The following is a 15,130-nucleotide window of genomic DNA, read 5'->3' as shown; positions in this document are numbered from 1 at the left end:
ATGGAAAATCGATTAGAGCGCATTAAGAAGCAACTACATGCTCAAAGCTATAAATTAACGCCCCAGCGGGAAGCGACTGTGATGGTTTTACTGGAGCATGAAGAGGATCATTTGAGTGCTGAGGATGTTTATTTACTTGTAAAAGAAAAAGCTCCCGAAATTGGGTTAGCTACTGTTTATCGTACCTTAGAATTATTAACTGAATTAAAAGTAGTCGATAAAATCAACTTTGGAGACGGTGTTTCACGGTTTGATTTACGAAAAGAAGGCGTTAACCACTCCCACCATCACCTTGTTTGTATTGAATGTGGTGCTGTTGATGAAATACAAGAAGATTTGTTAAGTGAAGTAGAAAAGATTGTAGAAAAAGATTTTCACTTTAAAGTAAAAGATCATCGTCTTACTTTTCATGGAATATGCCATCGATGTCATGGACAATCTGCTGTTAAAGAAGAAGCAGATCCGTCTTTAGCGGGGAATATCTAACTGCAATATAAGCGGTTTTTCATTTTTATTCAATTGAGAATGATTATTTATTAAATAGTAGACAGTGACCATAATTAATAGATGGTCACTGTTTTTTTTGTAATAAAAAAAGGGCTTGATTTTGTATTTTTATAAGTTGTATACTTGCCTTACAACTTTTTTAAAGCGCTTTCATAAAAGGGGAGATGTATAATGGGCAAAAAAAGTCTTTTTGGGTTGGCACTTGCAACGACTGCGGTCGTATTATCAGCTTGCGGAAACGAAGACAATCATTATTATTCCATTGCAACAGCATCCACAGGTGGAACCTATTACCCAATCGGTGTAGGAATGGGAAATCTATGGACAGAAGAATTGATTGATCAAGGCATACGCGCAACAGGGCAATCGTCAGCAGGATCGGTTGAAAACATTGATTTACTTCGTAAAGAAGAAGCGCAATTTGGCATTTTGCAAGGTCTTATCGCAGATCAAGCTTATCGAGGTACGGGGATTTATGAAGGAAGTGCATATGAAGATTTGCGAACCGTTACGATGCTTTGGTCAAACGTGGAGCACTTTGTTTTAATGAACAATAAAATTGAAAGCGGTACCATTTCAGATGTTGAAGGAACTTCTTTTTCAATTGGTCCACAAGCTAGTGGGACAGAGCAATCAACAAGAGCTTTAATTAATGGGATTGGTTTAAGTGTGGAGGATGTATCACCAGATTATCTTGGGTACGATGATACAATATCATCCATGCGAGATGGGCGCTTAGATGGCGGCTCTTTACCAGCAGGTGTGCCAGTGACTGCCATTACAGACATGTATGCCAGTGGGGTTCGTGCCACGGTTTTAGATGTAACCGATGAACAATTGGATTCCATTAATGAACTGTATCCTGTTTTCTTTCGTTATGAAATTGATGCAGGCACGTATCCACGACAAGAGGAACCAATTTATACAATCGCTCAATCAAATGTATTAGGCGTTGACAAGCAGCAAGATGCGGATCGAATCTACTTACTAACGAAAATTTTATTTGAAAATTTAGAGACTATGTATGAAGTACATAATTCAGCTCGAGAGATGACGCTTGAAACCGCATTAGTTGGTGTATCGGTTCCGCTTCATCTTGGAGCATATCGCTATTTTGTTGAACAAGGTATTGATATTCCAAACGAACTCATTCCACCAGAGGCAGAGGAGGACGAGCAAGAATGACGATGAAAGAAGACGTGTTAGATGAAAGAACAAGGGAGCAGGCTGGGATTGGTAGACAATTAAGCGGTTGGCAATATTGCATGATGTCTGTATTTGCCATTCTCTTATCTGCATTTGCTATTTATGTGAACAGCTTTATGAATATTCAAGAGATTTATCGAAATATTATCTTCTTACTATTACTTCTTATTCTTGCATTCTTGCTTTATCCTGCGACGAAAAAAAATTCGCACAAGAGATTCACAATTTTAGACATCACGTTAGCGGGTATGGGTGTTATTGGAACTGGTTATTTGTTGCTTTTTTATACAACGATCCACGTTGACCGAATGTCTCAAGCAGTGACACTTGATTATGTATTTGCTATTTTAACTGTTCTATTGTTACTTGAAGCAACAAGAAGAACGCTCGGTACATTTATACCAATTTTAGCCGCAGTTGCGATGCTTTATGCTGTATTCGGTCCTTATTTTCCAGGAATGTTTGGCCATGCAGGGTTTTCCTTTGAAAGACTACTTTATCGTGTATACATGACCACAGAAGGGGTTTTTGGAATTACATTGTCCATTGCCTCAACGTATATTGTTATATTTATTTTGTTTGGTGCATTTCTAAGTGTCAGTGGCGCTTCAAAACTATTCAATGATTTAGCGATAGCGGTTGCTGGTCAACGAAGAGGTGGTCCTGCGCAAGTGGCTGTCATTTCTAGTGCACTTACAGGCTCATTAAACGGTAGTGCTGTGGCAAACGTCGCCACAACTGGCGCATTTACAATCCCACTTATGAAACAAGTTGGCTTAAAGAAAAATTATGCCGCTGCAGTTGAAGCGACAGCATCGACAGGTGGTATGATGATGCCACCAATCATGGGAGCTGCGGCGTTTATCATGGCTGGTTTTCTGGGCGTGCCTTATTCAACCATTGTCTTTGCAGCGTTAATTCCAACATTTCTATACTTTGTTGCACTTGTTATTGCGATTGACTTAGAAGCAAAGAAACAAGGCCTGAAAGGTATGAGTAAAGAATCAATTCCACAAGTCTGGGATGTTTTAAAAGAGCGGGGATTGCTCTTACTACCAATTCTTGTTGTTATCGGAACGTTATTAGCTGGCTACACGCCATTGTTTGCAGGATTTGCTGGCATTCTTATCGTCATTGTCGCAAGCTGGCTTACTAAAAGTAAAGAAACACGAGTGACGTTTAAAAAGGTTAAGACAGCCTTTGTTGAAGGTGCAAAGAGTACAATTCAAGTTGGGTTAGCTTGTGCATCCATTGGTATTATCATTGCTGTCGTGACAATGACAGGTCTTGGATCGGCAATTGCGTATAACGTTTTAAATGCCGCTGATGGCGTCTTATGGATTGCACTCGTTCTTGTTATGGCTACATGTATCGTCTTAAGCATGGGCCTTCCATCAACGGCACTTTATATTGTTGTTGCTGTTACGGCAGCACCAGCATTAGTTGAAATTGGCGTAAATCCTATTGCTGCTCATTTCTTTGTATTTTGGTTTGGTGCTTTATCCAACATTACGCCACCAGTGGCACTTGCTTCGTACACAGCAGCTGGAATAGCAGGTGCTGATGCGATGAAGACATCCTGGACATCGGTGAAATTAGCACTTCCCGGATTTATTATTCCATTTATGATTGCCTATAATCCGGCGATGGTGTTACAAGCAACAGAAGGAAGTTCATTATCTGTTGTCACCGTTATTGTGACCCTTGCAACGTCAGTAATGGGGGTATTTGCAATTGCTGTCTCGTTAAGTGGATTCTTATCTGTGCCTTTACGAATCTATGAACGCATGATTTTCTTTATTGGCTCTTTGTTGTTAATTACACCAGGTATGGTTTCCGACGCTATTGGTTTAGCGGTGCTACTAGCTGTAACCATTTTACACTTCATACGTTCAAAAAAGGTTGAAGGAACGAACCAAGTAGTACCACCTATTTCATAAACAGAAAGGTGAGTTCGATGAGTGGGCTTATTGAGCGAAAAAAAGTATCGCTGCAGGTTTTAGACTATTTAAAAGAAATGATCCAGCAGGAACCTTATGTCAATGGTGAAAAGCTTCCATCTGAAATGGAATTGGTAGAACGGTTTCAAGTTAGTCGAGCTCCCATACGAGAGGCTTTAACGGTACTAACGGCAATGGATGTGATTGAGTCAAAACAAGGTGGTGGAAGATGGGTAAAAGATCACACATTACTTTCAATGATGGAGCACATTAAACTTGGAATGGTAACCATTGATGAAGTGCACAGCTTACTTGAAATGCGTCATATTATTGAGACGGAGGCGGCTGCACTTGCAGCGAGTCGAGCTACTCCTGATGAGATTCTCGCTTTAGAGCAAGCGCTAATCGCTTTTTCTGAAACCGTTGTTTCAAAAGAGACGATCGGGAACGAAGCTGATTCTCATTTTCATTTCATTCTCGTAAAAGCAGCAAAAAACCCATTTTTAACGGCAACGCTAGAAAATATGAAAGAGCTTCTTGACCACGCTATTGAGTTTTCGCTACGACTTAACATGGGGAAAGTAGAAAAACGAAGAAACGTATATGAAGAACATAAGGCGATCTATGAAGCTATTGCCGCAAAAAACGCTACAGCGGCTAGAGAAGCTATGAATACCCATCTTGTCAATGTAAGAAAAAAGTTAGGAGACTCACGTATTTAACAAAGGGGGGAGGAACCATGCCGAAAAAGAAAGACAGACAGACAAAAAAAGACATGCTTTTTCTGCAAGATTTAACACAACGAATACCCATTGATGCAAAGCGAATCTTGACCTCACCAGCGGATTGTGCAAGTTATGGCTACGATGCTTCTTTTGGTGCCTATATGCCAGATCTCGTTATTCAGCCTCAGTCAAAAGAAGAAGTCGTAGAGATTATGAAAGTAGCAAACGAGCACCATATCCCTGTTTATCCACGGGGACAAGGAACGAGTTTAAGTGGCGGACCGTTACCAGTTCAAGGAGGAATTGTACTTGATTGTTCGCAATGGCGAGATAAACTGGTGATTGAGCCGGATGATATGGTAGCGATTGTGTCACCAGGAGTGCTAACTGCTGCCATTAACGAAAAAGCAAGCGAGTACGGATTTATGTATCCACCTGACCCAAGTAGTGCACATGTTTCAACAATTGGTGGTAATTTAGCTGAAAATGCTGGTGGCCCAAGAGGGTTAAAATACGGTGTGACAAAAGATTATGTACTTGGTCTAGAAGTTGTGACGCCAGAGGGCAAGATTGTCAAAACCGGAGGCCGAACCGTGAAAAATGTGACAGGCTATGATGTAACTAAGTTAATTGTTGGTTCTGAGGGGACTCTCGCCATTATTACAGAAGCCACCTTGAAGTTAGTACCAAAACCAAAAGCGAGTAAAACATTGTTAGCACTCTTTGAAGACATTGTCGATGCAGGAAAAGCCATTTCCGCTTTACTGAAAAACGGTATTGTCCCAGCAAAATTAGAATTAATGGATCAAGCGTCCATTGTCGCTGTAGAAGCGTATGAATCAATTGGTTTACCAACGGATGTGGATGCACTGTTACTGATTGAATTAGACGGTCATCCTGCCGCGATCGAAGAAGAAATTTTAGAAGTAGAACAGTGGTGCCTAGAGATGAACGCCCGGGAAGTAACTGTCGCACAAACAAGTGAAGCGGCGGCCGAACTGTGGAAAGCGAGAAAGCTAGTTTCTCCCGCCATTGTAAGGCTAAAGCCGACTAAAATTTCCGAAGATGCCACAGTACCTCGGAGCAAAATACCAGACATGTTCGCTGCTTTAAAAGAAATTAAAGAGACGTATCAGATTGATTTAGTTGTTTTTGGCCATGCTGGAGACGGAAATTTACATCCGAACATCATTGCAGATGTTCGAGACCGAGAAGAAATGAAACGAGTTGAACAAGCCGTTGCGGCCATTTTTAAAGCTGCTGTGGATCTTGGTGGAACGCTTTCAGGAGAGCATGGCATCGGCACAATGAAAGCGCCATTTATGGAGATGGAGGTAGGAAAAGACGGGCTTGATTTAATGAAGCGAATTAAACAAAGCTGGGATCCAAATAACATTTTAAATCCGGGAAAGATTTTCCCTGAGAAAGATCAAAAGTTGGTGTTATCAAATGGCTAAACTTGCTTATGAGGAAACCTTTGATTGTGTGCAATGTGGCTATTGTTTACCGGCTTGTCCAACCTATCAGACAATGGAGAAAGAAACACACTCCCCACGTGGGCGTATTAATCTCGTAAAAATGGCGGCAGAAGGTAAAATTAGTACAGATGAGCTGAAAGAACCGATTGACCTTTGCTTAGGCTGTCGCGCTTGTGAGACTGCTTGCCCAACCAATGTTCAATATGGACGTATTCTTGAATCGGCAAAAGAGGTACTGGCCGAATCTCACCAACCATCTTTTGCCCAAAGGTTGGTTGAAAAGACGGTCTTTAAAGGCTTGCTTCCATCAGATAAAATGTTGCGTGTGCTCGAGTTTGGCTTACAAACATATCAAAAGTCGGGTGCGCAAACACTGGTACAAAAAAGTGGAATCTTACCGAAGTTACTCCCACAGGGAATGGCTGAATTTGAAGCAATGATGCCTGCCATTAAAAGGCGTAAGCGAAAAAAACAGATCACGCCTACATCGACTAAGGATAGAGTCGCTTATTTTACAGGATGTTTAATGGATACGATGTTTGGTAGCATTAATGAACAAGCCATCGCCTTATTAGAGCGAGTCGGTTGCGACGTTCACGTCATTCCTAGTCAAAGCTGTTGTGGTGCTTTACAGCATCATGCTGGAGACATTGAAACAGCCAAGATGCTGGCGAAAAAGAACATCGACGCGTTTGAAGAAGAGCAGTATGATTACATCGTTTCTAGTATTGGTGGGTGTGGGGCAATGCTCATGGAGTATGGTGAATTGTTGCGACAGGAGAGCGAATGGCATGAGCGAGCTGAACAGTTTGCAAATAAACATGTTGATGTTTCCATCATCTTAGAGAAAAACGGCCTACCATTTAGTGGAACATTGAATAAAACTGCGGTTTATCAACATTCTTGTCATATGACTCATGTCCAAAAAAATACTTCCGCGCCTTTAGCGCTCATCCAAGGAATTCCAGGGTTAACGTATGTCGAAATAGATAAACAGGAGATGTGCTGTGGGTCTGCAGGCATCTATAATTTGCTTCATTATGAAGAAGCAACCGCTATACTAGATAAGAAAATGCCTTATGTCCAAAAGGCAAAGCCTGATTTACTTATTACAACAAATCCAGGTTGTCATTTGCAAATGAAACTGGGAATTCAACGGGCTGGTTTAGCCGAAAAAATTGAAGTTAAGCACCTAGTCGAGGTCCTTGCAGAGGTAACGGAAGGGGTAAGGAATGATGTTTGATTACAGCATTATAGGTGGCGGTATTGTGGGTCTTTCTGTCGCGTATACGTTACAACAAAAACAACCTGAAGCGCGCATTCAAATTATTGAAAAAGAAAGGGGAGTAGCCTGCCATCAAACAGGAAACAATAGTGGCGTCATTCATTCAGGAATTTATTACAAACCGGGTAGTTTTAAAGCTCGTTTTGCAAAAGCAGGTAGTGAATCGATGCGAAAGTTTTGTTTGGAACACAATCTAGCTATTGATATTTGTGGAAAAGTTATTGTGGCGACGGAAGAAAAAGAACTGGAACAGCTGCATACACTTTATCAACGTGGACTTGACAATGGTCTCCACGTTGAACTGTTATCAAAACAAGAATTAGTTGAAATTGAACCTCATGTTAACGGCATAGCTGGTATCCGTGTACCGACTGCCGGCATTGTGAATTACAAACAAGTGTCAGAAACGTTAGCAGCATTGTTTATGCAAAAAGGGGGAACGTTGACGCTTTCAGAAGAGGTTCGATCCATCGAGGAGCGCCACGATCATGTTAGTGTTTCAACAGATAAGAAAACCTATTCTACTCAATTCGTCATTAATTGTGCTGGCCTACATAGTGATCGAATTGCCAACCTAGCTGGCTACCATCTAGACATGAAAATCATTCCGTTTCGTGGAGAGTATTACAAATTAAAGCCGGAAAAACGATATTTAGTAAACCATTTAATTTACCCTGTGCCTGATCCAAATTTTCCTTTTTTAGGTGTTCATTTCACTCGTATGACAAATGGGGAAATAGATGCAGGACCCAATGCTGTGCTATCGTTTAAGCGAGAAGGCTATAAAAAAACCGATTTAAATGTAAGAGATTTAGCAGAAACCTTAGGTTATAGAGGGTTTTGGAAGATTGCGAGTAAATACATGCAAAAAGGTATGGAAGAAATGCACCGTTCCTACAGTAAGAAAGTATTTGTCAAAAGCCTGCAAAAGCTAATTCCGGCTGTGAGAGAAGATGACTTAATACCAGCTTCTAGCGGGGTTCGTGCTCAAGGTTTAACGGTGAATGGAGAGCTTGTAGATGACTTTCATATTGTTACAGGGAAGCGAAGTCTACACATCTGCAATGCTCCTTCACCAGCAGCAACTGCCGCATTAGAAATTGGAAAAGAGGTAGGGGAACGAATGGAGCGACTAGCACGGGCAAACGTTCTTTAGAAGGTACGTATAGAGGAAGCAATGACGAATAAGCCTATATTATAGGCTTATTCGTTCAATCCTAACAAAGCCGTTATTGATTTTTCCTACGGATGCCAATGAGAGTATTGGAACCTTTTGGCCATTGGTTGAATGAAGCGTGTGGCATGTTTGCTAGCTTTTCTTCGACGATAAGCGGGAAAGGTGCTGGACGGCGCGTCTCGTTGCTCATTCCCATGATCATTTGTTCGCTCGTTGCAAGAAGCTGGTTAGAGTCATCTTTTAATTCAACCCATAGATGAACGCGCTTCGCATCACGATCAAGAATAAGAATGGATGCTTGAAGTGGTGCCCCCTGATGAGCTTCTGCCAAGTACTTAATGTGATTTTCCAATGTGAAAAGGGTGTATTGGTGGTGTTGACGACCTGCTTCGTCTAATTCAATGTGTTCCATCAATGCGTCAACTGCATTACTAAAAACACGTGCATATTCCGCATCATTCATATGGCCGTTATAATCAACCCATTCAGGCAACACATTACCGCTCCACAGCGTCAATGTTTCGTTCATAAGCAAGTACCCTTTCTGATGGCCAAAAGCCTTCTTCTTCTAATAAGCCCATTAGTTTAATTAAAAAGCGATCACGACGATGTTCCATGTCTGCTATGGAGATTTCTCCACACTGAGCAGAAGTACCATCAATGACTTTTTTCTTTAAATCTTCTGTTAGCTCAGGCGCAATCAGACGAGTCCACGGCAACTTAAGCGCTGGTCCAAACTGTTCTAACATATGTTTCATACCTTCGTTTCCACCAGCAAGATGCAATGTTAGGAACGGTCCCATTAATGCCCAACGTAAACCAGGGCCATACACGATCGCTTTATCAACTTCTTCTGTTGTTGCAACACCGTCATTTACAATATGCAGCGCCTCTCTCCATAAAGCCTCCATTAAACGATCACCGATATGTCCATCAATCTCTCCTGACATAACAAGCGGCTTCATGTTCAATTCGTCATAGATCTGTTTTGCTTCATTAATGGTGGCGATTGCAGTTTGTTTTCCTCCAGCAATTTCTACAAGCGGAATGAGGTAAACAGGGTTAAAAGGGTGGGCCACGATAACCCGTTCAGGGTTCTTAACACAAGCTTCCTGCAAAACAGACGGCATATAACCAGATGTAGAGGAAGCAATAATAGCATCCGGCTTTGCATGATGATCAATAGAGGCGAGCACTTGTTTTTTTAATGTTTCACGTTCTGGAACGTTTTCTTGAATTAAGTCTGCATGTGCTACGGCATCTTCTAGGTTTTGCACAAATGTGAGGTTATCTTTAGATGCATCTTTGTGTATACCATATTGCACTAATGTTGACCAACTATCATCTAACATACGTCTCGTATTTGCTTCGGCTTCTGGAGCCGGGTCATAAGCAAACACACGGTGTCCGTTAGCAAGGAACCGGGCAATCCAACCGTTACCAATGACACCTGTACCAACAACAGCCATTGTCCGTTGTGACATTGAAATCTACCTCCTTTAGTGTGCTCGTTTCGTTAATCCCAGATAGTTACGTGCTTCATCTGGCGTTGCGGGTTCTAAGTTTTCTTTTTGAAGCGCTTGGACAGCTTTATCGACGAGTTGTTCATTTGTACCAAGTACACCCTTCTCTAAATAAAGGTTATCTTCTAAACCAACTCGAACATTACCGCCTAATTTGGCTGCTTCTAGCAAAATTGGAAGCTGCTGCCGACCGATTCCGAAAGCAGACCATGTAGCACCTTCCACAATTCGACCGCGCATATATTCAATTGTTTCACGATCCGCATCTGCTCCCCAAGGAATACCGAGGCAAAATTGATACATTGGTGTTCCTTCAATGTAACCGTCTGCGATTAATTGATTGGCGAGACGAATATGACCCGTATCAAAAACCTCTAATTCCGGCTTTACACCACTCTCTTTAATAAGTAAGGCATGTTCACGAAGCCACGCTTCAGGGCCAAGATAGACTTGATCACCAAAGTTTAAGCTACCACAGTCTAAAGTGCATAGTTCTGGGAGTAGTTCGCCAACCGGTTCATGTCGTTCCTGAGGCGTCTGAATGTCTGTACCTGGGCCACCCCGTGTAGGATCGTCTAAATTAGGAATAAAATCCCCGCCACCACCGGCAGTAATATTAATAATGACATCGGTATCAGCTTCTCTTATCCGTTGTACAGTCTCGCGGAAAAGAGCTATATCGTGGCTAAGCTTTCCTGTTTTAGGGTCACGAACGTGAATATGAGCAATGGCAGCACCTGCTTTTGCAGATTCAATCGCAGATGCAGCAATTTCTTTCGGTGTAATTGGTACATGAGAGCTTTTTTTTGTAGTATCGCCAGCACCTGTCAGTGCTGCCGTAATAATACGTTTAGATGTCATCTTTTTTTGCCTCCTTTGAGTATGGGTGAATTGGTACGTATTGAAAAATCTCGCCTGTTTCAAAAAAGTCAACAAGGCGGTCAATCCAATTATAATAATTCGTCCAATCATCTAGTTCTTTTTCCATCATTTGATGCTTTTTCAGGATTTCGGCTGATGCATGCTGTTCCATGTCTTCCTCAATCGCACTTAATTTGTCCCGCAAGCGCCGTTCAAGGGCCATGTTTCGTGTGATTACTTCTTTCCAACTAGTGGTGAAAAGGGAGATAAAGGTTTGTACATAATCACTTTCCACATTGTAATACTCTTTACGGCTTCCTTTTACAAATTCTTTTTCAGCAATATTTAAAGAAATCATTTGACGCATAACTTGACTCATTCTGGTCTTGCTCATTCCTGTTTTAGCAGCTAATTCATCAAGGGTCATTGCCTGTCGATTCATATAAATAATGCCAAGTAACCGACCAACGGTAGACGAAACGCCAAAGGTTTCCATGTTATTTGCAACACGATCAGAAATTAAATTTTCACATGCTTGCAGTTCATTAAGAAGCTCTTGATCTTTAGACTCTGACACAGCCCAACCTCCTCCTATCAAATCAGATACAACTGTACCATAGTCAAACGAAAAGTTAAAAAGACAAGTGATAGAGCATTTGGGAGAAAAAACGAGTTATTGTAAGATAGATCCCTTTGTAAACTTTGTGCAATTTAAATTGCACAAAGTTTACGTTGTTTTTCACTATTATGGGATTTTCTTTTTTATTTGCACCTTGCCTATAATTTAGAAGTGCGCAACTAGAGCGGAAATAGATGGAGGTATGGAACGTGTTAGAATTCAAAGACGTTGTTAAGAAATATAACGATAATGGAAAACCTGCAGTACAAAACATGAATTTAAAAGTTGAAAAAGGCGAGTTTGTTGTGTTTATTGGACCGAGTGGATGCGGTAAAACAACAACAATGAAAATGATTAATCGGCTACAAGAGCCATCTGAAGGCAAAATCTTTTTAAATGGAAAGAATGTGTTAGATCAAGATCCGGTGCATCTCCGTCGTTCAATCGGGTATGTCATTCAACAGATTGGGCTCATACCTCATATGACAGTAGGCGAAAATATCTCCCTTGTTGGCTCTCTACTAAAATGGGATAAAAAACGGCAACAAGCGAGAGCAGAAGAGCTAATTAAAATCGTAGACTTGCCAGAAAGCTTTCTGCAGCGCTATCCCCATGAGCTTAGTGGAGGACAGCAGCAGCGAATTGGTGTTTTAAGAGCATTAGCTGTGGACCCTCCCCTCATTTTGATGGACGAGCCGTTTGGTGCACTTGATCCGATTACAAGAGATGCGCTACAAGATGAATTTAAAAAGCTCCAAAAAGAAATGGATAAAACCATTGTTTTTGTTACCCATGATATGGACGAAGCGATTAAGCTTGCTGACAAAATTGTGATTATGAACCAAGGAGAAATTGTTCAAGTTGGAACGCCAGATGACATTTTAAGAAATCCAGTAAATCAATTCGTTGAAGACTTTATTGGTAAGGATCGTTTACTACAGAGTCGACCTGATGTAACTAGAGTAGAACAAATTATTAATGAACATCCCGTTACGGTAACAGAAGATACAACACTGAAGGATGCCATTCAAAAAATGCGCGAGTCACGTGTCGATTCTGTATTAGTTGTTGACGGTTCCTATCGTTTAAAAGGCTATGTGGATATTGAGATGATTGACGCGAGCTTTAGAAAGAAAACGTACGTATCAGAGGCAATGGAAAGTGACATCTATTCGGTGATGAAAGGTAGCTTACTACGTGACACAATGCGGAGAATGTTACGACGGGGAAGTAAATATGTACCAGTAATAGCAGATGACCAGACTTTAGTTGGCATCGTTACACGCGCTACACTAGCCGATATGGTCTATGACACGATTTGGGGTGAAGGTTCGAATTTAGACACATCACCGGATCACACTGAAACCGTACTTTAAGGGAGGCAGAATAGAACATGATTGACGCAATCACATCAACCCTGTCTTCTTACGGTTGGGAATTACTTGAGAAAACAGGCGAACATATTTATATTTCATTTTTTGCAATTCTACTAGGCGTTATGGCTGCCGTGCCAGCTGGAGTTTTGTTAACGCGAATTCCTAAAGTGGCGGATCGAATCATTTCGTTTGTCGGGATTTTACAAACAATTCCTAGTTTGGCTATTTTAGCTTTTCTTATGCCTTTTCTTGGCGTCGGAACAGCACCTGCTATTGTCGCTTTGTTTATCTATTCTGTTTTGCCAATTTTACGGAATACGTATACGGGTGTGAAAGAGGTTGATTCAAAGCTAGTAGAGGCTGGAAGAGGAATGGGAATGAACAACTTGGAGCTAATACGAAAAATTGAACTTCCAATTGCTCTACCTGTCATTATGTCTGGAATCCGTTTTGCAACAGTTTACTTAATTGGTTGGGCAACGTTAGCGGCCTTTATTGGTGGTGGCGGTTTAGGTGATTTGATTTTTGATGGCTTAAACCTTTACAAACCGGAGCTTATTATTTTAGGAACGGTTCCTGCCACGATTTTAGCATTGCTTGCTAGCTGGGGACTGTCTGCTTTAGAAAAAAAACTAACACCAAAAGCATACCGAGAAAAAGAAACTGCTTGAGAGGAGAACGCAAGATGAAGAAGCATAGAGTCTCTTTGTTCCTTGCCCCGCTACTCGTCTTTTCAGGTTGTTCCTTACCAGGATTAAGTGGACCTTCTGAAAATACGATACGGATTGGAACAATAAATACAGTGGAATCAGAAATATGGGGGCATGTTGTTTCGCAAATGATTGAGCACTATACCGATCTTGAAACAGAATTAATTACAAACTTAGGATCATCCATTGTGCAACACCAAGCTATGTTACAAGAGGAAGTGGATATTACGGCAACACGCTATACAGGAACAGATATAGCTGGTGCCCTTAACATGCCAGATATTACAGATCCTGATGAAGCAATGGAAATTGTCCAAAGAGAATTTCAGGAACAATTTAACCAGACGTGGGGCGACTCCTACGGTTTCGAAAACAGCTATACCATTTCCATCACTGGTGATTTTGCGGAAGAGCATGGCATTGAGCATGTAGAAGATTTACGACCATTTGCGGCGGAAATGAATTTCGGTGTCGACAATTCATGGGTGAATCGTCAAGGAGATGGCTACCAAGCTTTTACCGAAACTCATTTTGAATTTGGAAATGTGTATCCGATGTCAGTAGGACTCGTTTATGATGCAGCTGCATCAGGTAACATGGATGCCGTACTTGCGTATTCTTCTGATGGACGAATTGCGGCTTACGATTTAGTTGTATTAGAAGATGATTTTTTTCCACCGTATGATGCGTCTCCTGTTATTCGTAATGAAGTTATAGAAGATCACCCAGAACTATTAACGATTCTAGACAAGTTAGCAACTATTGTTACAACGGAAGATATGCAGGAAATGAACTATTTAGCAGATGTTGAACTGATTGGTCCTGCAACAATTGCGAAGGATTTATTAGAAGAAAACAACTATTACGAAGACAAAGCAGTTCAAGAGGAGGGTGCGTGATGGCGTTTTTTGACCAGTTGGTTACGTATATTTCTCAAAATGGTTTTTATATTTGGGAGGAATTTTATCGTCACTTCTTAATGGCTGCTTATGGTGTTTTGTTTGCTGCGATCGTAGCAATACCTGTCGGCATTCTCATTGCGAAGTATGGTAGGATTAGCGGCTGGGTGCTATCGTTTGGTAGTATTATTCAAACGATTCCAGTATTAGGGTTCATGGCCATTACAATGGTGGTTATGGGGCTTGGGACGACAACAGTAATTACAACCGTTTTCTTTTATTCGTTGCTACCGATTATTCAAAATACGTATGTTGGAATTAGAGGGGTAGATAAAAGTGTGATTGAAGCGGCTTATGCATCGGGAATGACCAAATTTCAATTACTAGGGAAAGTAGAATTTCCTCTCGCCATAAGTGTTATCATGGCAGGAATACGAACAGCGCTTGTCATTGGTATTGGCATTGTAGCTGTGGGTACATTCGTAGGGGCAGGAGGGCTTGGAGCTATTATTGTCCGTGGTACAAATGCAACGGATGGTACAGCTATCATTCTTGCAGGTGCTATTCCCACAGCTGTGATGGCTATATTGGCTGATATTGTATTAGGTTCAATTGAGCGTCGCTTAAATCCTGCCAATCGTTCTTCCGCATAAATCAGTAAGAGAACTGCCCATAGATCGGGTGGTTCTCTTTTTATATCGTTACATAGAAATAGGGATATGGAAGGATATTCAAAAAAATATTGATAATGAGAATCATTTTCATTATAATGGAACTAAATAGATCGCTTGAACATTATATGCGATCATTATTTTTGAAATTAA

General features: G+C 41.1%; 15 protein-coding genes. 11 read left to right on the top strand and 4 right to left on the bottom strand.

Features of this window, described 5'->3' with window-relative positions:
- The 7 genes from fur to lhgO all read left to right on the top strand — a co-directional run bounded on the left by fur (position 1) and on the right by lhgO (position 8,297).
- On the top strand, positions 1-486 hold the full coding sequence (gene fur, locus BK583_RS12315; protein WP_038479184.1) for a ferric iron uptake transcriptional regulator: 486 nt from the start codon (positions 1-3) through the stop codon (positions 484-486).
- Positions 487-678: 192 nt separating this feature from the next.
- Positions 679-1,692 (top strand): TAXI family TRAP transporter solute-binding subunit, encoded by a 1,014-nt coding sequence (locus tag BK583_RS12310; protein WP_055735968.1) that lies wholly within the window; start codon positions 679-681, stop codon positions 1,690-1,692.
- A complete protein-coding gene (locus BK583_RS12305) occupies positions 1,689-3,653 on the top strand; it encodes a TRAP transporter permease (RefSeq protein WP_055735967.1) in 1,965 nt (654 codons plus the stop codon). The genes BK583_RS12310 and BK583_RS12305 overlap by 4 nt, the downstream gene beginning before the upstream one ends.
- Before the next feature lie 17 nt (positions 3,654-3,670).
- Positions 3,671-4,375 (top strand): FadR/GntR family transcriptional regulator, encoded by a 705-nt coding sequence (locus BK583_RS12300; RefSeq protein ID WP_055735966.1) that lies wholly within the window; start codon positions 3,671-3,673, stop codon positions 4,373-4,375.
- A gap of 53 nt (positions 4,376-4,428) precedes the next feature.
- Complete coding sequence (locus BK583_RS12295) at positions 4,429-5,835, top strand: FAD-binding oxidoreductase (protein ID WP_055736072.1); 1,407 nt, start codon at positions 4,429-4,431, stop codon at positions 5,833-5,835.
- Entirely contained in the window at positions 5,828-7,099 is a 1,272-nt protein-coding gene (locus tag BK583_RS12290) for a (Fe-S)-binding protein (protein WP_055735965.1), read from the top strand. The genes BK583_RS12295 and BK583_RS12290 overlap by 8 nt, the downstream gene beginning before the upstream one ends.
- Positions 7,092-8,297, top strand: coding sequence for an L-2-hydroxyglutarate oxidase (gene lhgO / locus BK583_RS12285; protein ID WP_055735964.1), 1,206 nt, complete (start codon positions 7,092-7,094; stop codon positions 8,295-8,297). The genes BK583_RS12290 and lhgO overlap by 8 nt, the downstream gene beginning before the upstream one ends.
- 73 nt (positions 8,298-8,370) lie before the next feature.
- Here the strand turns inward: lhgO and BK583_RS12280 are convergent, their stop codons facing one another.
- Genes BK583_RS12280 through BK583_RS12265 form a run of 4 tightly spaced genes read right to left on the bottom strand, consistent with a single transcriptional unit; the run spans position 8,371 to position 11,198 of the window.
- Positions 8,371-8,847, bottom strand: a complete 477-nt coding sequence (locus BK583_RS12280) for a thioesterase family protein (protein ID WP_055735963.1) — start codon at positions 8,845-8,847, stop codon at positions 8,371-8,373.
- Positions 8,816-9,802, bottom strand: a complete 987-nt coding sequence (locus BK583_RS12275) for a 3-hydroxyacyl-CoA dehydrogenase NAD-binding domain-containing protein (RefSeq protein WP_055735962.1) — start codon at positions 9,800-9,802, stop codon at positions 8,816-8,818. The genes BK583_RS12280 and BK583_RS12275 overlap by 32 nt, the downstream gene beginning before the upstream one ends.
- A gap of 15 nt (positions 9,803-9,817) precedes the next feature.
- On the bottom strand, positions 9,818-10,702 hold the full coding sequence (locus tag BK583_RS12270) for a beta-keto acid cleavage family enzyme (RefSeq protein ID WP_055735961.1): 885 nt from the start codon (positions 10,700-10,702) through the stop codon (positions 9,818-9,820).
- A complete protein-coding gene (locus BK583_RS12265) occupies positions 10,692-11,198 on the bottom strand; it encodes a GbsR/MarR family transcriptional regulator (RefSeq protein WP_371836645.1) in 507 nt (168 codons plus the stop codon). The genes BK583_RS12270 and BK583_RS12265 overlap by 11 nt, the downstream gene beginning before the upstream one ends.
- A gap of 332 nt (positions 11,199-11,530) precedes the next feature.
- On the opposite strand from BK583_RS12265, the gene BK583_RS12260 reads away from it, so the two are divergent.
- From BK583_RS12260 to BK583_RS12245, 4 genes are read left to right on the top strand one after another with little or no spacing between them, the layout of a single operon-like run.
- On the top strand, positions 11,531-12,697 hold the full coding sequence (locus BK583_RS12260) for a betaine/proline/choline family ABC transporter ATP-binding protein (protein WP_038479204.1): 1,167 nt from the start codon (positions 11,531-11,533) through the stop codon (positions 12,695-12,697).
- A gap of 20 nt (positions 12,698-12,717) precedes the next feature.
- On the top strand, positions 12,718-13,368 hold the full coding sequence (locus BK583_RS12255) for an ABC transporter permease (RefSeq protein WP_236702385.1): 651 nt from the start codon (positions 12,718-12,720) through the stop codon (positions 13,366-13,368).
- Positions 13,369-13,382: 14 nt separating this feature from the next.
- On the top strand, positions 13,383-14,306 hold the full coding sequence (locus BK583_RS12250) for an osmoprotectant ABC transporter substrate-binding protein (RefSeq protein ID WP_055735959.1): 924 nt from the start codon (positions 13,383-13,385) through the stop codon (positions 14,304-14,306).
- Positions 14,306-14,959, top strand: a complete 654-nt coding sequence (locus BK583_RS12245; RefSeq protein ID WP_055735958.1) for an ABC transporter permease — start codon at positions 14,306-14,308, stop codon at positions 14,957-14,959. The genes BK583_RS12250 and BK583_RS12245 overlap by 1 nt, the downstream gene beginning before the upstream one ends.
- Positions 14,960-15,130 lie beyond the last annotated feature (171 nt).

Source organism: Shouchella oshimensis, assembly GCF_002019765.1.
Classification (GTDB): domain Bacteria; phylum Bacillota; class Bacilli; order Bacillales; family Bacillaceae_D; genus Shouchella; species Shouchella oshimensis.
Note: the sequence above shows the minus strand (reverse complement) of the source record. Positions and strands in the feature narration are given on the sequence as shown.